The organism is Pseudomonas sp. ADAK21, assembly GCF_012935735.1.
In the GTDB taxonomy this organism is placed as follows: domain Bacteria; phylum Pseudomonadota; class Gammaproteobacteria; order Pseudomonadales; family Pseudomonadaceae; genus Aquipseudomonas; species Aquipseudomonas proteolytica.
The window spans coordinates 369806-388413 of record NZ_CP052857.1 but is presented as its reverse complement, the minus strand read 5'-3'; the positions used below and the strand labels follow the sequence as shown (position 1 = coordinate 388413).

Here is an 18608-nt window from a genome sequence, read left to right as displayed (position 1 = left end):
AGGTCTGCGAAGCCTAGGGGGATTCGAACGGGCTGTCCATGTTGGCCCTGTGCCGCAGGCGCAACGTCGCGCGCACCAGCCAGCAGGCCAGGATAAACGGTGCCGTCAGCGGCGCCAGGTGCAGGCCGGCAAAACCGGGGGCAAGCAGGCTTGCCAGGAGGATGCCGAGCAAAGGCAGCCAGGGTTGGCGCCGGTACTGGCTCAGAGCCAGGGCGGCAAGCGCGGGGTTGTAGCTGTGCAGGCCGAGCAGGGCCCCGGTGGGGTCGTCGAGCAGCAGGCCGAGTGCCACGCCGCTGCTGGCGCCGAGCATCGCCCAGAGTGCCGCGCGAGGGCTGGCCAGCAGCAGGCCAAGGGCGATCAACAGGCCGGCCAGCGGTTGATCCAACAGTATGATCTGGCCCAGGCCGACCAGTGGGGCGCCGAGCCAGGCGAGGGAGTCCGCTGGGGTTACCGGCAGCGCGGCGGGTGAGACCGTGCCGAGCAACAACCAGCCGATGGCCACGAAGGGCACGGTATAGGCCGGCAGGTCATCGCCATGGACCATGCGCTTGACCCATTGCCGGGTCAGGATCGCACTCAGGCCCCCGCACGCCAGGATCAGCGGCGGTACCAGCGCCGACCAGGCGAAGTGCTGGCTGATCAGCAAACCCAGCAACACACCGTTATAGCTATAGAGCCCGGCCTGGCGCTCGGCCTTGGGGTAGTCGCGGCGCTGGGCGGTGAGCAAACCGGCGACCCCGCCCAGCAGCGCACCGCCAAGCAGGGCCGGGGCGCAGGAGAGGATTGCCAACAGGCACAGCAGGCCACACAGCGGGTGGCGCTGCAGGAAGATCTGGCTGAAGCCGTTGAGCAGGGCTTCGGCCCAGTCGGGGCAGGTTGGGTTGGGCATGGTGAGGAAGTCAGGGAGACCGAGTTGCCCTTATCGCGGGCAAGCCCACTCCCACATTTTGATTGGCGAACCCAATCAAGTGTGGGAGCGGGCTTGCCCGCGATGAGGCCCGAACAGACGCTAGATCAACGTCTCAATGCGCAGCGAGTTGGTCGACCCCGGCTGCCCAAAGGGCACCCCCGCGGTGATCAACAACGTATCCCCACGCTGCGCCATGCCCTGGGCCTGGGCGATTTCCAGCGCCGTGGAACACACCTCGTCCACTTGCCGCAACCGATCATTGACCACCGAATGCACGCCCCAGGCCACGCTCAGGCGCCGGGCGGTGGACAGGTTCGGCGTGAGATTGAGGATCGGCACCGCCGGCCTTTCCCGCGCCGCGCGCAGGCTGGAGCTACCCGACTCGCTGTAGTTCACCAGCACCGCTACCGGCAGGATGCTGCTGATCCGGCGGATTGCGCAGCTGATGGCGTCGGACACCGTGGCGTCGGCCTTGGGTCGACTTACATCCAGCTGGGTCTGGTAATCCGGGCCGTTCTCCACCTGGCGAATGATCTTGCTCATCATCTGCACCGCTTCCAATGGGTACTCGCCGGAGGCGGTTTCGGCCGACAACATCACCGCATCGGTGCCCTCGGCGACGGCATTGGCCACGTCAGTGACTTCGGCGCGGGTGGGTGCCGGCGAGAAACGCATGGATTCGAGCATCTGCGTGGCCACCACCACCGGCTTGCCCAACTGGCGGCAGGTGCTGATGATGTCTTTTTGGATTTGCGGCACGCTTTCGGCCGGCACTTCCACACCCAGATCCCCTCTGGCGACCATGATCGCATCGCTCAGCTCGGCGATTTCCTGCAGGTAGCGCACCGCCGAGGGCTTCTCGATCTTCGCCATCAAGAACGCCTTGTCGCCGATCAGCTCGCGGGCTTCGCGGATGTCTTCGGGACGCTGCACAAACGACAGCGCCACCCAGTCCACGCCCAGTTCCAGGCCAAAGCTCAGGTCGCGGCGGTCTTTGGCGGTCAGTGGGCTGAGTTCCAACAAGGCTTGTGGGACATTCACCCCTTTACGGTCGGACAGTTCACCGCCATTCAATACCGTGGTGTCGATTGCATCGGCATGTTTGGTAATCACCCGCAGGCGCAGCTTGCCGTCGTCCAGCAGCAGGTCCATGCCCGGCTCCAGGGCCTTGATGATTTCCGGATGGGGCAGGTTGACCCGGCGCTGGTCGCCCGGCGTGGGGTCAAGGTCCAGGCGCAAGGCCTGGCCACGCACCAGCTGCACCTTGCCCTCGGCAAAACGCCCGACGCGCAGTTTCGGCCCCTGCAGGTCCATCAGGATCCCCAGCGGGTAGTTGAGCTGGCGCTCGACCTGGCGGATCCACTGGTAGCGCTGGGCATGGTCGGCGTGATCGCCATGGCTGAAGTTCAGGCGGAAGATATTCACCCCGGCTTGCACCAGCTCGCGGATGTCATCGATGCCGTCGGTGGCCGGCCCCAGGGTGGCGAGGATTTTGACCTTCTTGTCAGGCGTCATGTTCAGGACTCTCAAGTATCAGAATGGCGCGGAAGTCGTTGACGTTGGTACGGGTCGGCTCGGTGACGATCAACGCGTCGAGTGCCGCGAAATAGCCGTAGCCATTGTTGTTGTCCAGCTCATCGCTGGCCGACAGGCCCAAGGCCTCGGCGCGGGCGTAACTGGTGGGGGTCATGATCGCCCCGGCGTTGTCTTCGGAACCGTCGATGCCGTCGGTGTCGCCGGCCAGGGCGTACACGCCGGGCAGGCCCTTGAGGCTGTCGGTCAGGCTTAGCAGGAACTCGGCGTTGCGTCCGCCACGGCCATTGCCGCGCACGGTCACGGTGGTCTCGCCGCCGGACAGGATCACGCAGGGCGCTGCCAGTGGCTGGCCGTGCTGGATGATCTGCCGGGTGATGCCGGCGTGGACCTTGGCCACGTCCCGGGCTTCGCCTTCCAGGTCGCCGAGGATCAGCGGGCTGAAACCGGCCTGGCGCACTTTTACCGCCACTGCTTCCAAAGACTGCTGCGGCCGTGCGATCAGTTGGAAATGGCTGCGCGCAAGGCACGGATCGCCGGGTTTGACGGTCTCCGACTCAGGGCTTTGCAACCAACTGCGCACCGAGGCCGGGATGTCGATCTGGTAACGCTTGAGGATCGCCAGCGCTTGTTGCGAGGTGCTCGGGTCGCCCACGGTCGGGCCCGAGGCAATCACTGTGGCTTGATCGCCCGGTACGTCGGAAATCGCGTAGGTGTAGACGCTGGCGGGCCAGGACGCCTTGGCCAATCGCCCGCCCTTGATCGCCGAGAGGTGCTTGCGCACGCAATTCATCTCGCCGATGGTGGCGCCGGATTTGAGCAGGGCCTTGTTGATCGCTTGCTTGTCGGCCAGGGTAATCCCTGCTGCGGGCAAGGCCAGCAGGGCGGAGCCGCCGCCGGACAAGAGGAAGATCACGCGGTCGTCTTCGGTCAGGTTGCTGATCAGCTCCAGCACGCGCTTGGCCACGGCCTGGCCAGCAGCATCGGGCACTGGGTGCGCGGCTTCGACCACTTCGATTTTCTGGCAGGGCGCGCCGTGGCCGTAGCGGGTGACCACCAGGCCTGAGACTTGGCCTTGCCAGCTGTTTTCCACCACCAGGGCCATGGCGGCCGCAGCTTTGCCCGCGCCGATCACGATCACGCGGCCGCTGCGGTCAGCGGGTAGGTAAGGTTCGAGGACTTGCCGGGGGTGGGCAGCGTCGATGGCTGTGGCAAACAGCTCGCGAAGCAGATGTTGCGGATCGACCGACATAAGCGGGCTCCCGGATTTTTGTTATTGGATTTGAAGCTTGGAACCGGATCAAAATGTGGGAGCGGGCTTGCTCGCGATGGTCTTACATTCAACATCCATGCTGACTGGAACACCGCTATCGCGACGATGCGGCGACCCGACAAGCCCGCTCCCACATTTTGATCCCGTTCCAAAGGTGGATCGCAGGCGGGGTTACTTATCGCGAATCGAGAAGTTCGCCATATGCTCCAGGCCCTTGATCAGCGCTGAATGGTCCCAGTTGCCGCCGCCAATCGCGGTGCAGGTGCTGAACACTTGTTGGGTGCCGGCGGTGTTGGGCAGGTTGATCCCCAGCTCCTTTGCACCGGCCAGGGCCAGGTTCAAGTCCTTCTGGTGCAGGTTGATACGGAAGCCCGGGTCGAAGGTGCCTTTGATCATGCGCTCGCCATGCACTTCGAGGATCTTCGACGAGGCGAAGCCACCCATCAGCGCTTCGCGTACCTTGGCCGGATCTGCGCCGTTCTTCGAAGCAAACAGCAGCGCTTCAGCCACGGCCTGGATGTTCAGGGCGACGATGATCTGGTTCGCCACCTTGGCGGTCTGGCCATCGCCATTGCCACCCACCAGGGTGATGTTCTTGCCCATGCTCTGGAACAGCAACAGGGCGCGCTCGAAGGTCTGCGGCTCGCCACCGACCATGATGCTCAGGGTCCCGGCCTTGGCGCCGACTTCACCACCCGATACCGGGGCGTCGAGGTACTGCGCGCCAGTGGCGTTGATCTTCGCGGCAAAAGCCTTGGTGGCGGTGGGCGAGATCGAACTCATGTCGATCACCACTTTGTTCGGCGACAGGCCGGCCGCTACACCATCGGCGCGGAACAACACGTCATCGACCTGAGGGGTGTCGGGCACCATGACGATGATGAACTCTGCTTCCTGGGCCACTTGCTGCGGGTTGGCCAGGGCCACGGCACCGGCGGCGATCAGCTCGGCGGGTGCTTTGCCATGGTGCTCGGACAGGAACAGTTGATGACCTGCTTTCTGCAGGTTCGCGGCCATGGGTTGGCCCATGATGCCGGTGCCGATAAAGCCGATTTTAGCCATGATCAAATCCTCTTTTTATTCGTTATGCAGGTTTTGCACTGCCCCCTGTGGGAGCTGGCTTGCCTGCGATGGCTTCACCTGGGTATGCCTGATACACCGAGGTGTCTGCATCGCAGGCAAGCCAGCTCCTACAGGTTTTTATGGTGTCGGTCAGATCGCGTTATGGGTCTTGAGCCAGCCAAGGCCGGCTTCGGTCGTGGTCAACGGCTTGTACTCGCAGCCCACCCAGCCCTGATATCCAATCCGCTCCAGATGCTCGAATAGGAAGCGGTAGTTGATCTCACCCGTGCCCGGCTCGTTGCGCCCTGGGTTGTCGGCCAACTGGATATGGTTGATCTGATCCAGGTGAGTGGCCATGGTGCGGGCCAGGTCGCCTTCCATGATTTGCATGTGATAGATGTCGTATTGCAGGAACAGGTTGGCGCTGCCCACTTGTTCGCGGATCGCCAGGGCCTGGGCCGTGTTGTTCAGGTAGAAACCGGGAATGTCGCGGGTGTTGATCGCTTCCATCACCAGCTTGATGCCCACCGCTTGCAGCTTGTCGGCGGCGTACTTGAGGTTGGCGACAAAGGTTTTTTCCAGGGTGGCGTCATCCACGCCGGCAGGGCGAATCCCCGCCAGGCAGTTGATCTGGGTATTGCCCAGCACCTGGGCATAGGCGATGGCCAGGTTGACCCCCGCGCGGAATTCCTCGACCCGCTCAGGGTGGCAGGCCAGGCCGCGCTCGCCGCTGGCCCAGTCGCCGGCCGGCAGGTTGAACAGCACTTGGGTCAGGCCGTGGGCGTCGAGTTGCGCCTTGATTTCGGCAGAGCTGAACTCGTAGGGGAACAGGTATTCCACCCCACTGAAACCGGCGTCGGCGGCGGCTTTGAAGCGGGCGAGAAAGTCCTGCTCGGTAAACAGCATGGACAGGTTGGCGGCAAAACGCGGCATGGTGTTCTCCTTAATCGAGCATTGAAATGGCAGTCGGTGCGTCGTTGCCCACCAGGGCCAGATCTTCGAATTCGTTGACGGCGTTGATCTCGGTGCCCATGGAAATATTGGTCACGCGCTCCAGAATGATCTCGACAATCACCGGCACCTTGAACTCTTCGATCATTGCCTGGGCCTTGCGCAGCGCTGGCTGGATCTGGCCCGGCTCGAATACACGCAGGGCCTTGCAACCCAGGCCTTCGGCGACGGCGACGTGGTCGACGCCATAACCGTTGAGTTCCGGGGCGTTGAGGTTGTCGAAAGACAACTGCACGCAGTAGTCCATTTCAAAACCGCGCTGGGCCTGGCGGATCAGCCCCAGGTACGAGTTGTTCACCACCACGTGGATGTACGGCAGCTTGAACTGCGCGCCCACGGCCAGCTCTTCGATCATGAACTGGAAGTCATAGTCGCCCGACAGTGCCACCACCTTGCGACTCGGGTCGGCCTTGACCACGCCCAGCGCAGCAGGAATGGTCCAGCCCAGCGGGCCGGCCTGGCCGCAGTTGATCCAGTGGCGTGGCTTGTAGACGTGCAGGAACTGCGCGCCGGCAATCTGCGACAGGCCGATGGTGCTGACGTAGCAGGTATCTTTACCGAACACCTGGTTCATCTCTTCGTACACCCGTTGCGGCTTGACCGGTACGTTGTCGAAGTGCGTCTTGCGGTGCAGGGTGGCTTTGCGCTGCTGGCAATCATGCAGCCAGGCGCTGCGGTCCTTGAGCTTGCCGGCGGCTTTCCATTCGCGGGCCACTTCAATAAACAGGGTCAGCGCGGCGCCGGCGTCGGACACGATGCCCAGGTCCGGGGTGAACACGCGGCCGATTTGTGTCGGCTCGATGTCAACGTGAATGAACTTGCGCCCCTCGGTGTACACCTCCACCGAACCGGTGTGGCGGTTGGCCCAGCGGTTGCCGACGCCCAGCACCACGTCCGACTTGAGCATCGTCGCGTTGCCGTAGCGGTGCGAGGTTTGCAGGCCGACCATGCCCACCATCAGCGGGTGGTCGTCGGGGATGGTGCCCCAGCCCATCAGAGTCGGGATCACCGGGATACCCGTCAGTTCGGCGAATTCCACCAGCAATTCGCTGGCGTCGGCATTGATCACGCCGCCACCGCTGACCAGCAGCGGGCGCTCGGCCTGATCGAGCATGGCCAGGGCTTTTTCGACCTGGATGCGCGTGGCCAGTGGCTTGGCCAATGGCAGTGGCTGGTAGGCGTCGATATCAAACTCGATCTCAGCCATCTGTACGTCGAATGGCAAGTCGATCAGCACCGGGCCAGGGCGGCCGGAGCGCATTTCATAGAAAGCTTTCTGGAACGCATACGGCACCTGGCCAGGCTCTAGCACGGTGGTTGCCCACTTGGTCACGGGCTTGACGATGCTGGTGATATCCACGGCCTGGAAATCTTCCTTGTGCATCCGGGCGCGAGGCGCTTGCCCGGTGATGCACAGGATCGGGATGGAATCGGCCGAGGCGCTGTACAGGCCGGTGACCATATCGGTGCCCGCCGGGCCCGAAGTGCCGATGCACACGCCGATATTGCCGGCCTTGGTGCGGGTATACCCCTCGGCCATGTGCGAAGCGCCTTCCACGTGGCGAGCAAGGACGTGATCGATGCCGCCGACCTTTTGCAGGGCGGAATACAACGGGTTGATCGCGGCGCCTGGGATACCGAAGGCGGTGTCTACACCCTCACGGCGCATCACCAGGACAGCGGCTTCGATTGCTCTCATTTTGCTCATGGTTTTGGTGCCTCTTGCGTTTTGTAATTGTATACAAGTGGTGTTGCTTCAAAGTGTATTCACGGCGAGCGGCGCAGGTCAATCCATTTTGTCTCAGAGCCTGTGCATTCGTCGGAAGGCTTTTTAGCGGGAGTATTTCGACGTGTGGTGCGTATGTTTCGAAATATTGTATACAAAAAATAAATCTATTGTGTTCTATTTGTTGCATCCGGCTTCTGATCAATCAGAGCCCCAAGGCTTTCTCAATAACAAGATAAGGACGGCACCCATGAGCGCTCTAACCTTGAAAGTCGCAGTCAACCTGGTCAGCCAGGCCATCACCGCAGGCCGCACCATTGCCGCTGCACCGCTGACCATCGCGGTGCTCGACAGCGGCGGACACCTGATCACCTTGCAACGGGAAGACGGCGCCAGCCTGCTGCGCCCGCAAATCGCCATCGGCAAGGCCTGGGGCGCGATAGCCCTGGGCAAGGGCTCGCGCTTGCTGGCGCTGGATGCCCAACAGCGGCCGGCGTTTATTGCCGCCTTGAACAGCCTGGGGCAGGGCGGTGTAGTGCCGGCACCGGGCGGGGTGTTGATACGGGACCCAGCGGGCGTGGTACTGGGGGCGATCGGGATCAGTGGGGATACGTCGGATATCGATGAGCAGTGCGCGATCACGGCGATTGAGGGGCTGGGGTTGTTGGCGGATGCGGGGGTGTCCGCTTGATGTTGTAGTGACAGGGCAATAGCCATCGCAGGCAAGCCAGCTCCCACACTGGATTGGTGCCCTGCGCACATTGTTTGAGCCATGCAATCAATTGTGGGAGCTGGCTTGCCTGCGATGCTGGCGACTCGGTCTGTGCTCATAACCAGATTGCATCCCACAGCGGATAGTCGCCGCACGTCTTTACAAGGCCGGCCCTCAGGGGGTTGGCAACAATGTATCGAGCAATACTCTCGAGGCTTTCTTCCCGACGCACAGCATGATCATGAAAGCCGGGTTGCCATAGGCGTCCCTGTCGACCAGCTACTGCATTGACCACCCGGGTGCTTTTGGATTTTACCTGGCGCATCAAATCGGCCAGAGAGCCTTGATTCAGTGAAATCAGCCAATGGAAGTGATCAGGCATGACTACCCAGGCCAGCGAGGTCACTAGTCCTTGGCTTTGAGCGATTCTAAATTGCTGAACCACCAATCGACCTAATCTGAAATCCTCGAATATCGGGGTTCGATCCAGTGTATTGGTGGTGAGGTGATAGATTCGATGGGGTTCGTTGTAGCGCCCGATGCGCAGGCGGTTTGATGCAGGTAAGTCAGGCATTCCATTGCCTCTCTCCAGAAAGTGTTCTGAGAGGCTAGATTCGGGAAGCTGGGTTGGGTGAGCAGGCTTTTAGCAGGATGTGTCTGAGTAATTGCTATCGCGGGCAAGCCCGCTCCCACATTGGCTTTGCGGTGTTCATACAAGCTGTGTCTGGTGCAGATCCAAATGTGGGAGCTGGCTTGCCTGCGATAGCCACACCACCGCCCATCAGTCCGGCTCGCACCCCTTCAACACCAGCCGAATAATCGTCTGCGCCGCCGCTTCATAATCGGCTTCGTCGAGCTTGGCCTTGCCGGTCACCGCCGAGATCTGCCAGTCGAAGTCGGCATAGGTCTGGGTCGCCGCCCAGATGCTGAACATCAGGTGATGAGGATCAATCGCGGCGATCAGGCCGCGATCGACCCAGCTCTGGATGCAATCGATATTGTGCTTGGCCTGGGCGTTGAGCTGTTGCACCTGCTCGGGGCTCAGGTGGGGGGCGCCGTGCATGATTTCGCTGGCGAATACTTTCGAGGCAAACGGCAGGTCGCGGGAGATGCTGATTTTTGAACGGATATAGCCGCTCAATACCTGCTTGGGGTCGCCGTCCGGGTTGAAGGGGGTGGAGGCGGCCAGGATCGGCTCGATGATGCTTTCGAGCACCTCGCGGTAGAGGTTGTCCTTGGACTTGAAGTAGTAATAGACGTTGGGCTTGGGCAGCCCGGCCTTGGCGGCGATATCACTGGTTTTGGTCGCGGCGAAGCCCTTGTCGGCAAACTCCTCGCTGGCAGCCCGCAGGATCAGTTCTTTGTTGCGCTCGCGAATGGTGCTCATAGACCAGATGATTCCTTGCCAGGACAGGCGGTTGCGCATGGTAGCACCGGCGATCCGCGCGCCTCAAGAATCTGCCCGCGACGCTTTGTACCACGCTATGCTGCGAAATATCCCACATTAAGGACGTCCGATTCATGGCAGGAAGCAGCTTGTTGGTTTTGATCGATGACATCGCCGCGGTTCTCGACGATGTGGCCCTGATGACAAAAATGGCTGCCAAGAAAACCGCCGGTGTGCTGGGTGACGATCTGGCGCTCAATGCCCAGCAAGTCTCTGGCGTGCGCGCCGAGCGGGAAATTCCGGTGGTGTGGGCCGTTGCCAAGGGCTCGTTTATCAACAAACTGATCCTGGTGCCCACCGCGCTATTGATCAGCGCCTTCGCGCCGTGGGCGGTCACGCCACTGCTGATGCTCGGCGGTGCCTATCTGTGTTTCGAAGGCTTTGAAAAGCTCGCCCATAAATTCCTGCACAGCAAGGCGGATGATCAGGCCGAGCACGCGCAGTTAGTCGAAGCGGTGGCCGACCCTGCAACAGACCTGGTGGCCTTCGAGAAGGACAAGATCAAGGGCGCGATCCGCACCGACTTTATCCTCTCCGCCGAAATCATCGCCATCACCCTGGGCACCGTGGCCGACGCGCCGTTGATGCAGCAAGTGATCGTGTTGTCGGGCATCGCCCTGGTCATGACCATCGGCGTGTACGGCCTGGTGGCCGGCATCGTCAAGCTCGATGACCTGGGGCTGTGGATGGCGCAAAAGCCCGGCCAACTGGTACGTGATATCGGCAACGGGCTTCTGCGGGCCGCGCCGTACATGATGAAAAGCCTCTCGGTGATTGGCACTGCGGCGATGTTCATGGTCGGTGGTGGCATCCTGACTCACGGCGTGCCCGTAGTGCATCACTGGATTGAGAGCGTCAGCCAGAGTGTTGGCGGCATCACTTGGTTGATGCCGACTTTGCTCAATGCCATCGTAGGGATCATCGCTGGGGCGGTGGTGCTGGCGGTGGTCAGCGTGGTGGGCAAGGCCTGGCAATCGATCAAGGCCTGACTGCTCTGCAATAAAAAAGGCCATTCAATCGAATGGCCTTTTTTGTGGGGCAGCGATTACTCCGCGATCTGTAACTTGCGCGACTCGCTGTACACGTACCGCACCTTTTCATACTCGAACGGCGAATTCATCTGGCCGTAGCGAAAGCTCGTCTGGTAGCGCTTGTCTACCGCGCGCAACGCCCAGATTTCCGGGTGGTTGGAGCTGACTTCGGCGACGTTGAGGTAGTTGATCTGGGATTCGGCGGTGTAGTCCACCAGCAGTCCGCCGGTGTCGCGCAGGTTGGACGGGCCGAGGATCGGCAGGATCAGGTAGGCGCCGCCGGGTACGCCGTAGAAGCCCAGGGTCTGGCCGAAGTCTTCGCTTTGGCGGGGCAGGCCCATGGCGGTGGCCGGGTCCCACAGGCCGGCGATGCCAAGGGTGGTGTTGACCAGCAGGCGGCCGGTGGTTTCCAGGGAGCGGTGGCCCTTGAGCTGCAGCAGGCTGTTCATCAGGTTGGGCACGTCGCCCAGGTTGTTGAAGAAGTTGCTGACGCCGGTACGCAGGAAACTTGGGGTGACGTAGCGATAGCCATCGACCACCGGCAAGAATACCCATTGGTCGAAGCGATAGTTGAAGTGGTACACCCGGCGGTTCCACGACTCCAGTGGGTCATAGACGTTGAGGGCGTTGAGGGTCGAACGCTCGAATTCGCGCTGGTCCAGGCCTGGGTTGAACTTGAGTTTGCTCAAGGGCTCTTTGAAGCCATCCTGGTCGACCACGGTCGGTGCGTGAGCCTTGCTGTTGTCCGCGTTGGCAACGCCTGCACAGAGTAAGGCCGCGAGAAGCAGGAGATGTTTAGCCACGGAAGAACTCCAGCATAGCGTCGGCGTTGACGCGGTAATTGAGGTTGCCGCAATGGCCGCCCAGTGGGTAGACGGTCAGGCGATCGCCGAAGGTTTTACGCAAAAAGCCCAGGTCGCCAGGGCCGAGGATCACGTCGTCGGCGTTGTGCATCACGGCAATTTTCGGGCTGTCGCGCAGATAGTCCTCAAGGGCATACAGGCTGACCTGGTCGACCAATTGCAGCAGGCTGCCGCCGTCGGAGCGGGCACGCCACATCGGGATCACTTGTTCGGTGAGGTAGCAGTCGAAATCACATTGCAGGGCACGCTTGAGGAACGGCGTGAGGCTGGTGCTTTCGGTGATCGGGTACTTGGGCGGGATAATCAGGCCACGGCGGTTGATCAGGTCCGAGGTGAAGGCGATATCGGCCGCCGAGAAGCGGAACGAGGTGCCGATCAGCATCGCCATCTGCTCGTTGGTCAGGTGCTCCTTGGAGTTCTGGAAGTCGTAGAGCAGGGCGTCGTTGAGGTCGATGTAGCCTTTTTGCTGGAAGTAACGGGTCAGCTTGTTCAGCACCAGTTCATAGAAGGTGGTGCTGTTGTTGATGCCCTTGACCTCGGTCTGCACCAGTTTGTCGAGGTTGGTGATGGAGGTATAGAGGTTGACTGGCGGGTTGAGCAGCAACACCTTCTTGAAGTTGAAGCTGCGCCGCGTTTCGTCCAGCTTGCTGACGAACGCCGCGTCCAGCGCGCCCAGGCTGTAGCCGGTGAGGTAGAAGTCGGTGACTGGCAACGTGGCGTTTTGCGCACGTACGGCCTGCATCACACGGTACATGTCCTCGGCGTCTTCCTGGGTGATGCCGGGGGTGGCAAAGCGCGAGGCGGCGCTGATGAAGTCAAAGCTGGTAGGCGACGACAATTGGACGACGTGGTAGCCGGCCTTGTAGTAGAGCTTTTTCAGGTATTCATTCAGGCTGCTGTCAAAGCGCGCACCGGTGCCGGCGATCAAGAAGATCAGCGGTGCCGCACGGTCTTGCTTGGCAATGCGGTAGGTAAGTTTCTTCACCGCCCAGAAGTTGTCGGGCAGGCTGAATTCACGCTCCGGGCGCATGGTCAGGGTGTAGTCGGACTGGTTGATGTCATCGATGGATGGCAAGTCCGGCCGCAGGTCCGGTGGCGTTGTGGCGATGGTCGCTTCGAACGGGTTGGTCAAAGGGTAGCCATAGCTGGCCGGGTCGATATCGACCGCCAGTGCTGACGCACTCAAAAAAAGGCCGCCCAACAGGGCAGCACAGCGCAAGGAACGGAGCATGACTAAATCCCTAAGAGGAAAACGTGCTGAATGAAGTTCGCAGGCTATGACCACCGCGTTGTCACCGAAGTGCCAGCCATCGGCACTAAATATCGGAAAAAAACGTAGGAATCGGGGTAATAGTAGCCAGACGATACACTTTGGCACGCTTTGATGAATAGTTATCTGCGTGCAACCCTTGCCAATGGCCCCTGGGAGATTAAGCTGGGCGCCGTTTTCGCCTATCGGAGTGCCCTTATGTCCCCTCGTTTGCCGCTGATCCTACTGCTGTTGGCCTTGCCGTTATGGTTGGCCGCCAGTTATGGCGCCCGTTACGGGTTTATGGAAGACGGGCAGTGGGTGGGCATCTGCGCTGACGACGCCAGCCGCTGGGAGTGCCAGTTGCGCGCCAATCTGGGGTTGATGATTCACTTTCGGGTGCTGGGTTGGGCCGCGTTGGTCACGTCGATTCTGGCGTTCTTGCTGCCAGGCCGTGCGGGCTGGGGGTTGGCGGTGTTGGGGCTGGCGTTCGGAATCCCGGCATTGGCGTTGTACAACACCAATTTTGCGGTGTTTGCGTTGGTGATTGCCGGGTTGCGATTGGTCAGGGCGCCTCGGGCTGTCTGATAGGGCCAATCGCAGGCAAGCCAGCTCCCACATTTGAATGTATTCACAGATCAAAATGTGGGAGCGCGCGATAGCAATCTCAGGGTTTGCGCACCCGCAGGCAACGCCACAGGGCAGCCACCACCAAACCACTGACCAATGCCCAACCCAGCGCCTGCTGGTTCATCAAGCCTTCGCGGTACAGCTGCGGCACAATGCCGGCACCGATGATGAAGGCCAGCAGGGCAATTTCCCGCCGTGGTCCGGTAACCGGGCGCAGCAGGTACACCAGCGCCGGCAGCAGCAGGGCGGCGCTGGGGAAGCTGCGGTAACGGGGGTCGAACACCAGCGCCAGCATCATCACTGCCGTGGCGAACCCGGCAAATGCGATCAGCCAGCCAGCGCGTTGCTCCAGCCAGGCGAAGGCCCGTTCACGCCAACCCTGGCGAGCGCTCAAGGCCAGGGCTGCATGGGCCAGCACCAACAGGTTCAGGGCCAGCAACAGGCCGGCCCAGATCCACTCATCAGTGAAACGCGCTGTCACCCGGGTCAGTTCGGCCCAGCTGCCAATGGAACCGGCCGCCACTGCGCCCAGCAACGGCAGCAACAACGCGGCGCGTGTGCTGCGAACACGCCCCCCGAGCACCAGGGTGCCGAGCAGGATCAGCCCACCAACGCCCAGCCACACCGGCCAGTACGGCACGTTGGTGACCGGGCCGGCCAGAATGCCCTTGTCTTGGCGATCGGCATCAAACAGCCCCCAGTAACCGCCGACCGCACCTTCGCTGGCGCGCTTCCACGGCTGGTCAAAGGCTTCGATCAGGTTGTAGTGCCAGCCATTGGCTTCGGCCATGGCGACAAAACCGCGAATGAACTTGGCTTCGTTGACCCGGCTCGGGACGGCGGTTTCGCGCTGGCGGCCTTCGCTGGGCCAGCCGGTTTCGCCAATCATCACGTCCTTGGGGGCGAAGCGGTTGCCGAATGTCTGGCGAATATCGCCGACATGGCGCAGGGCCTGATCGATACCTGCCGGGTCATCTTCCCAGTACGGCAACAGGTGGATGGTCAGGAAATCCACGGCCGGGGCAATTTCCGGGTGCTGCAGCCAGAACTCCCAGACGTCGGCGTAGGTAACTGGCTGCTGGATCTGACTTTTGACTTGTTCGATCAGCTTTACCAACTGCGTGGCGGTAATTTCCTTGCGCAGCAGGGCTTCGTTGCCAACGATCACCGATGTGACCACGTCGGGGTTGGCATTGGCCGAGGCGATCAGCTTGTCGACTTCCTTGGCATTGTCCACCGGGTTGCTGCTGATCCAGGCACCGCTCATCAACTTCAGGCCATGCTTGCGCGCCAGGTCGGGCAGGGCTTCGAGGCCGGTCTGGGAGTACGTGCGGATGCACTCAAAGCGCGTGGCCAACAGTGCCAGGTCGGCGTCCATGCGCTCGGGGCGCAGCTTGAACGGCTGGTCGAATGGCGATTGGTCCTTGTCGAATGGCGTGTAGGACGCGCATTGCAGCTTGTGACTGGCGCTGGCCACGTCCGGCAGCACCACTGGCTGGCCAAGGCCGTACCAGTAGCCGCCGAGGGCAAACAGGCCGAGCAACAAGGCAAATACATAAGGCAGGAAGGGGAAGCGGGCAGTCGCGGTCATGGTCAGGCCGTGTGGGAGCAAAGGCGCGCATCTTACCTGCATTTGCCGGTTTTCAGGGGCGCCGCATAATTTTGACATGCAAAGTTCGGGCGGAATTTTGACGTTACTTCCTGCGAATTGTCCTACTGGCGTTGTGATGTCGTTTCTTGCTCCGCTGAGGTCGTAGTCAGAGCAGGTCCACAGGGGCAGCAGGTTGATGATCGAACGGCACCACCTGACAACAGGTTGACGTCGCTCGGCATCCGCCGGGCGCAGCACTTTCGGGGAAGCACTATGAAGATGCGACGACTTTTGGGCGCAGCTGCCACGTTGGTAGTTGCGATGAGCTCCACACTGGCCAGCGCCGACAGCAAGACCCTGAGCATCGGCTATGTGGACGGCTGGTCGGACAGTGTCGCCACCACCCACGTGGCCGCTGAAGTGATCAAGCAAAAGCTGGGTTATGACGTGAAACTGCAGGCGGTCGCCACCGGGATCATGTGGCAGGGGCTGGCCACCGGCAAGCTCGACGCCATGCTGTCGGCCTGGCTGCCGGTGACCCATGGTGAGTACTGGACCAAGAACAAGGACAAGGTGGTCGACTACGGCCCCAACTTCAAGGATGCGAAGATCGGCTTGATCGTGCCGGAGTACGTCAAGGCCAAGTCCATCGAGGACTTGAAGACCGACACCACCTTCAAGAACAAGATTGTCGGCATCGATGCCGGTTCAGGGGTGATGCTCAAGACTGATGAAGCCATCAAGCAATACGGGCTGGACTACAAGCTGCAAGCCAGTTCCGGCGCAGCCATGATCGCCGAACTGACCCGCGCCGAAGACAAGCAGGACTCCATCGTGGTGACGGGTTGGGTGCCACACTGGATGTTCGCCAAATGGAAACTGCGTTTCCTTGACGATCCAAAAGGCATTTACGGCGCCGCCGAGACGGTCAATAGCATCGGCAGCAAGGGCCTGGAAAAGAAAGCCCCGGAAGTCGCGGCGTTCCTGAAGAAATTCCAGTGGGCCTCCAAGGATGAAATCGGCGAAGTGATGCTGGCCATCCAGGAAGGCACCAAGCCTGACGTGGCGGCCAAGGATTGGGTCGCCAAGCACCCTGAGCGTGTGGCCGAGTGGACCGCCCAATAATCGGATAAACCTGTAGGAGCGGGCTTGCTCGCGAAGAACGCAAAGACGCCGCAATCATCCAGGGTGTGCGCGTTATCGTTGACGTTTTTCGCGAGCAAGCTCGCTCCTGCAATTGTTTCTGTCGCCCCCCAAACCCTCGCTACACTGGTTCTAAGACTAAGGTCGTCTGGAACCTGTCCTGCAGCCGCATACAGTGGATACGTTCCAATAATAAAAAAGCTGTGCTGCGAGGATAAAAACAATGAACGACAGCATTTACCTCTCGATTCAAAACAGCCCGCGCTTCAAGGAGCTGGTAAGAAAAAGGGAAAAGTTCGCCTGGATTCTCTCGGCGATCATGCTTGGGCTTTACTCCGGATTCATCCTGTTGATCGCCTACGGACCCCAAGTCCTGGGGGCCAAGATCAGTCCTGAATCGTCCATAACCTGGGGAATCCCTATCGGGGTCGGGCTGATTGTCTCGGCCTTTGTTCTCACAGGCATCTACGTGCGACGCGCCAACGGCGAATTCGACGACCTGAACAATGCGATTCTCAAGGAGGCTGCGCAATGATCCGTCGTCTATTGGCTGTATTCGGCGCTTCGCTTTTTGCTCCTGCCGTTTGGGCGGCGGACGCATTGGCCGGTGAAGTGCACAAGCAACCGCTGAACATCGCAGCGATCCTGATGTTTGTCGCCTTCGTCGGCGCAACATTGTGCATTACCTACTGGGCATCCAAACGTAACAACTCGGCCGCCGACTACTATGCGGCCGGCGGCAAGATCACCGGTTTCCAGAACGGCCTGGCGATTGCCGGCGACTATATGTCGGCCGCGTCCTTCCTGGGGATTTCCGCGCTGGTGTTCACCTCTGGCTACGATGGCCTGATCTACTCGATCGGCTTCCTGGTGGGCTGGCCGATCATTCTGTTCCTGATCGCCGAGCGCCTGCGTAACCTGGGCAAGTACACCTTCGCTGACGTGGCGTCCTACCGCCTCGGGCAGACCCAGATCCGCAGCCTGTCGGCCTGTGGTTCGCTGGTGGTGGTGGCGTTCTACCTGATCGCGCAGATGGTCGGCGCGGGCAAGCTGATCCAGCTGCTGTTCGGCCTTGATTACCATGTAGCGGTGATCCTGGTGGGTATCCTGATGTGCCTCTATGTGTTGTTCGGCGGCATGCTGGCGACCACCTGGGTACAGATCATCAAGGCAGTGCTGTTGCTGTCCGGTGCCTCGTTCATGGCGCTGATGGTGATGAAGCACGTCAACTTCGACTTCAACATGCTGTTCTCCGAGGCGATCAAGGTTCACCCTAAAGGTGAGGCGATCATGAGCCCGGGCGGCCTGGTGAAAGACCCGATTTCGGCGTTCTCCCTCGGCCTGGCCCTGATGTTCGGTACCGCTGGCCTGCCACACATCCTGATGCGCTTCTTCACCGTGAGTGACGCTAAAGAAGCCCGTAAGAGCGTGCTGTATGCCACTGGCTTTATCGGCTACTTCTATATCCTGACCTTCATCATCGGCTTCGGCGCGATTCTGCTGGTCAGCACCAACCCGGCGTTCAAGGATGCAGCAGGCGCTCTGTTGGGCGGCAACAACATGGCGGCGGTGCACCTGGCCAACGCGGTGGGCGGCAGTATCTTCCTGGGCTTCATCTCGGCCGTGGCGTTTGCCACCATCCTCGCGGTGGTTGCCGGCTTGACCCTGGCCGGTGCTTCGGCGGTGTCCCATGACCTGTATGCCAGCGTGATCAAGAAAGGCAAGGCCAACGAGAAGGATGAGATTCGCGTGTCGAAGATCACCACCATCGCCCTGGCAGTGCTGGCGATTGGCTTGGGTATCCTGTTCGAAAGCCAGAACATTGCGTTCATGGTCGGCCTGGCGTTCTCCATCGCGGCCAGCTGCAACTTCCCGGTGCTGCTGCTTTCCATGTACTGGAAAAACCTCACCACCCGTGGCGCGATGATTGGCGGTTGGCTGGGCCTGGTCAGCGCGGTGGGCCTGATGATCCTGGGTCCGACCATCTGGGTCTCGATCCTGCATCATGAAAAGGCGATCTTCCCGTACGAATACCCGGCGTTGTTCTCGATGATCATCGCGTTCGTGGGTATCTGGTTCTTCTCCATCACCGACAAGTCGGCGGCGGCGGTGAAAGAACGAGCGCTGTACTTCCCGCAGTTTGTGCGTTCGCAGACTGGCCTGGGGGCGAGCGGGGCGGTTAACCACTAAGCTTGTAGCTCAATAAGAAATGCCCCGGTCGAAAGGCCGGGGTATTTTTTTGCCTGGGGTTCTGTGTTGCCTGGGCTATTGCTTTCGCGAGCAAGCCCGCTCCCACAGTTGACCGCATTTCAAAGGGTGTACACGGTCAACTGTGGGAGCGGGCTTGCTCGCGAAAGCGTTATGTCAGACAGCACAAACAAAAACGGCCTCCACTAAGGGAGGCCGTTCTCAATGCAGCTAAGCAGT

17 protein-coding genes are annotated in these 18608 nt (G+C 60.9%); 6 read left to right on the top strand and 11 right to left on the bottom strand.

Translation table 11 applies throughout. From position 1 onward, the window contains the following. Window positions 1-13: 13 nt before the first annotated feature. The 6 genes from HKK57_RS01785 to gcl form a co-directional block, all read right to left on the bottom strand. On the bottom strand, window positions 14-889 hold the full coding sequence (locus tag HKK57_RS01785) for an urea transporter (protein ID WP_169389699.1): 876 nt from the start codon (window positions 887-889) through the stop codon (window positions 14-16). A gap of 120 nt (window positions 890-1009) precedes the next feature. Continuing rightward, window positions 1010-2425, bottom strand: a complete 1416-nt coding sequence (pyk, locus tag HKK57_RS01780; RefSeq protein WP_092234627.1) for a pyruvate kinase — start codon at window positions 2423-2425, stop codon at window positions 1010-1012. Continuing rightward, complete coding sequence (locus tag HKK57_RS01775; RefSeq protein WP_169389698.1) at window positions 2415-3695, bottom strand: glycerate kinase type-2 family protein; 1281 nt, start codon at window positions 3693-3695, stop codon at window positions 2415-2417. Before HKK57_RS01775 ends, pyk begins: the two co-directional genes overlap by 11 nt. Window positions 3696-3887: 192 nt before the next feature. Then, complete coding sequence (locus tag HKK57_RS01770; RefSeq protein WP_169389697.1) at window positions 3888-4778, bottom strand: 2-hydroxy-3-oxopropionate reductase; 891 nt, start codon at window positions 4776-4778, stop codon at window positions 3888-3890. 150 nt (window positions 4779-4928) lie between these two features. Continuing rightward, window positions 4929-5711 carry a hydroxypyruvate isomerase gene (gene hyi, locus HKK57_RS01765; RefSeq protein ID WP_070995409.1) on the bottom strand — a complete coding sequence of 261 codons (783 nt, stop codon included), beginning with the start codon at window positions 5709-5711 and terminating at the stop codon, window positions 4929-4931. Window positions 5712-5721: 10 nt separating this feature from the next. Further along, entirely contained in the window at window positions 5722-7497 is a 1776-nt protein-coding gene (gene gcl / locus HKK57_RS01760) for a glyoxylate carboligase (RefSeq protein WP_104911871.1), read from the bottom strand. Between the two features lie 268 nt (window positions 7498-7765). Here gcl and HKK57_RS01755 point away from each other — a divergent pair, with 268 nt between their 5' ends. Then, entirely contained in the window at window positions 7766-8206 is a 441-nt protein-coding gene (locus tag HKK57_RS01755) for a GlcG/HbpS family heme-binding protein (protein ID WP_029292638.1), read from the top strand. Window positions 8207-8342: 136 nt separating this feature from the next. Here the strand turns inward: HKK57_RS01755 and HKK57_RS01750 are convergent, their stop codons facing one another. Together HKK57_RS01750 and HKK57_RS01745 are read right to left on the bottom strand one after the other, a co-directional pair. Then, entirely contained in the window at window positions 8343-8801 is a 459-nt protein-coding gene (locus HKK57_RS01750) for an REP-associated tyrosine transposase (protein WP_169389696.1), read from the bottom strand. A 207-nt stretch (window positions 8802-9008) separates the two neighbouring features. Then, window positions 9009-9614 (bottom strand): TetR/AcrR family transcriptional regulator, encoded by a 606-nt coding sequence (locus tag HKK57_RS01745; protein WP_029292641.1) that lies wholly within the window; start codon window positions 9612-9614, stop codon window positions 9009-9011. Window positions 9615-9748: 134 nt separating this feature from the next. Between HKK57_RS01745 and HKK57_RS01740 the strand changes: the two genes are divergently transcribed. Next, window positions 9749-10663 carry a DUF808 domain-containing protein gene (locus HKK57_RS01740; protein ID WP_029292643.1) on the top strand — a complete coding sequence of 305 codons (915 nt, stop codon included), beginning with the start codon at window positions 9749-9751 and terminating at the stop codon, window positions 10661-10663. A gap of 56 nt (window positions 10664-10719) precedes the next feature. Here the strand turns inward: HKK57_RS01740 and HKK57_RS01735 are convergent, their stop codons facing one another. Continuing rightward, a complete protein-coding gene (locus tag HKK57_RS01735) occupies window positions 10720-11508 on the bottom strand; it encodes an MlaA family lipoprotein (protein WP_070995408.1) in 789 nt (262 codons plus the stop codon). Further along, window positions 11501-12799 (bottom strand): serine/threonine protein kinase, encoded by a 1299-nt coding sequence (locus HKK57_RS01730; protein WP_029292647.1) that lies wholly within the window; start codon window positions 12797-12799, stop codon window positions 11501-11503. Before HKK57_RS01730 ends, HKK57_RS01735 begins: the two co-directional genes overlap by 8 nt. 237 nt (window positions 12800-13036) lie before the next feature. Here HKK57_RS01730 and HKK57_RS01725 point away from each other — a divergent pair, with 237 nt between their 5' ends. Continuing rightward, a complete protein-coding gene (locus HKK57_RS01725; protein ID WP_029292649.1) occupies window positions 13037-13405 on the top strand; it encodes a hypothetical protein in 369 nt (122 codons plus the stop codon). Between the two features lie 79 nt (window positions 13406-13484). Here HKK57_RS01725 and HKK57_RS01720 read toward each other — a convergent pair whose 3' ends face one another. Beyond that, window positions 13485-15038 carry a glycoside hydrolase family 17 protein gene (locus HKK57_RS01720; protein ID WP_442962263.1) on the bottom strand — a complete coding sequence of 518 codons (1554 nt, stop codon included), beginning with the start codon at window positions 15036-15038 and terminating at the stop codon, window positions 13485-13487. 273 nt (window positions 15039-15311) lie between these two features. Here HKK57_RS01720 and HKK57_RS01715 point away from each other — a divergent pair, with 273 nt between their 5' ends. From HKK57_RS01715 to HKK57_RS01705, 3 genes are all read left to right on the top strand, one after another. Next, window positions 15312-16163, top strand: a complete 852-nt coding sequence (locus HKK57_RS01715) for a glycine betaine ABC transporter substrate-binding protein (RefSeq protein WP_029292653.1) — start codon at window positions 15312-15314, stop codon at window positions 16161-16163. Between the two features lie 241 nt (window positions 16164-16404). Then, window positions 16405-16716 (top strand): DUF485 domain-containing protein, encoded by a 312-nt coding sequence (locus HKK57_RS01710; RefSeq protein ID WP_029292656.1) that lies wholly within the window; start codon window positions 16405-16407, stop codon window positions 16714-16716. Continuing rightward, window positions 16713-18371 carry a cation acetate symporter gene (locus HKK57_RS01705; RefSeq protein WP_029292658.1) on the top strand — a complete coding sequence of 553 codons (1659 nt, stop codon included), beginning with the start codon at window positions 16713-16715 and terminating at the stop codon, window positions 18369-18371. Before HKK57_RS01710 ends, HKK57_RS01705 begins: the two co-directional genes overlap by 4 nt. The last annotated feature ends 237 nt before the right edge of the window (window positions 18372-18608 follow it).

Coding starts and splice junctions, on each gene's coding strand:
- HKK57_RS01740 (WP_029292643.1), top strand. CDS start 9,749: ATGGCAGGAAGCAGCTTGTTGGTTTTGATCGATGACATCGCCGCGGTT.
- pyk (WP_092234627.1), bottom strand. CDS start 2,425: ATGACGCCTGACAAGAAGGTCAAAATCCTCGCCACCCTGGGGCCGGCC.
- HKK57_RS01720 (WP_442962263.1), bottom strand. CDS start 15,038: ATGACCGCGACTGCCCGCTTCCCCTTCCTGCCTTATGTATTTGCCTTG.
- HKK57_RS01785 (WP_169389699.1), bottom strand. CDS start 889: ATGCCCAACCCAACCTGCCCCGACTGGGCCGAAGCCCTGCTCAACGGC.
- HKK57_RS01755 (WP_029292638.1), top strand. CDS start 7,766: ATGAGCGCTCTAACCTTGAAAGTCGCAGTCAACCTGGTCAGCCAGGCC.
- gcl (WP_104911871.1), bottom strand. CDS start 7,497: ATGAGCAAAATGAGAGCAATCGAAGCCGCTGTCCTGGTGATGCGCCGT.
- HKK57_RS01745 (WP_029292641.1), bottom strand. CDS start 9,614: ATGAGCACCATTCGCGAGCGCAACAAAGAACTGATCCTGCGGGCTGCC.
- HKK57_RS01705 (WP_029292658.1), top strand. CDS start 16,713: ATGATCCGTCGTCTATTGGCTGTATTCGGCGCTTCGCTTTTTGCTCCT.
- HKK57_RS01725 (WP_029292649.1), top strand. CDS start 13,037: ATGTCCCCTCGTTTGCCGCTGATCCTACTGCTGTTGGCCTTGCCGTTA.
- HKK57_RS01775 (WP_169389698.1), bottom strand. CDS start 3,695: ATGTCGGTCGATCCGCAACATCTGCTTCGCGAGCTGTTTGCCACAGCC.
- HKK57_RS01715 (WP_029292653.1), top strand. CDS start 15,312: ATGAAGATGCGACGACTTTTGGGCGCAGCTGCCACGTTGGTAGTTGCG.
- HKK57_RS01750 (WP_169389696.1), bottom strand. CDS start 8,801: ATGCCTGACTTACCTGCATCAAACCGCCTGCGCATCGGGCGCTACAAC.
- HKK57_RS01710 (WP_029292656.1), top strand. CDS start 16,405: ATGAACGACAGCATTTACCTCTCGATTCAAAACAGCCCGCGCTTCAAG.
- HKK57_RS01730 (WP_029292647.1), bottom strand. CDS start 12,799: ATGCTCCGTTCCTTGCGCTGTGCTGCCCTGTTGGGCGGCCTTTTTTTG.
- hyi (WP_070995409.1), bottom strand. CDS start 5,711: ATGCCGCGTTTTGCCGCCAACCTGTCCATGCTGTTTACCGAGCAGGAC.
- HKK57_RS01770 (WP_169389697.1), bottom strand. CDS start 4,778: ATGGCTAAAATCGGCTTTATCGGCACCGGCATCATGGGCCAACCCATG.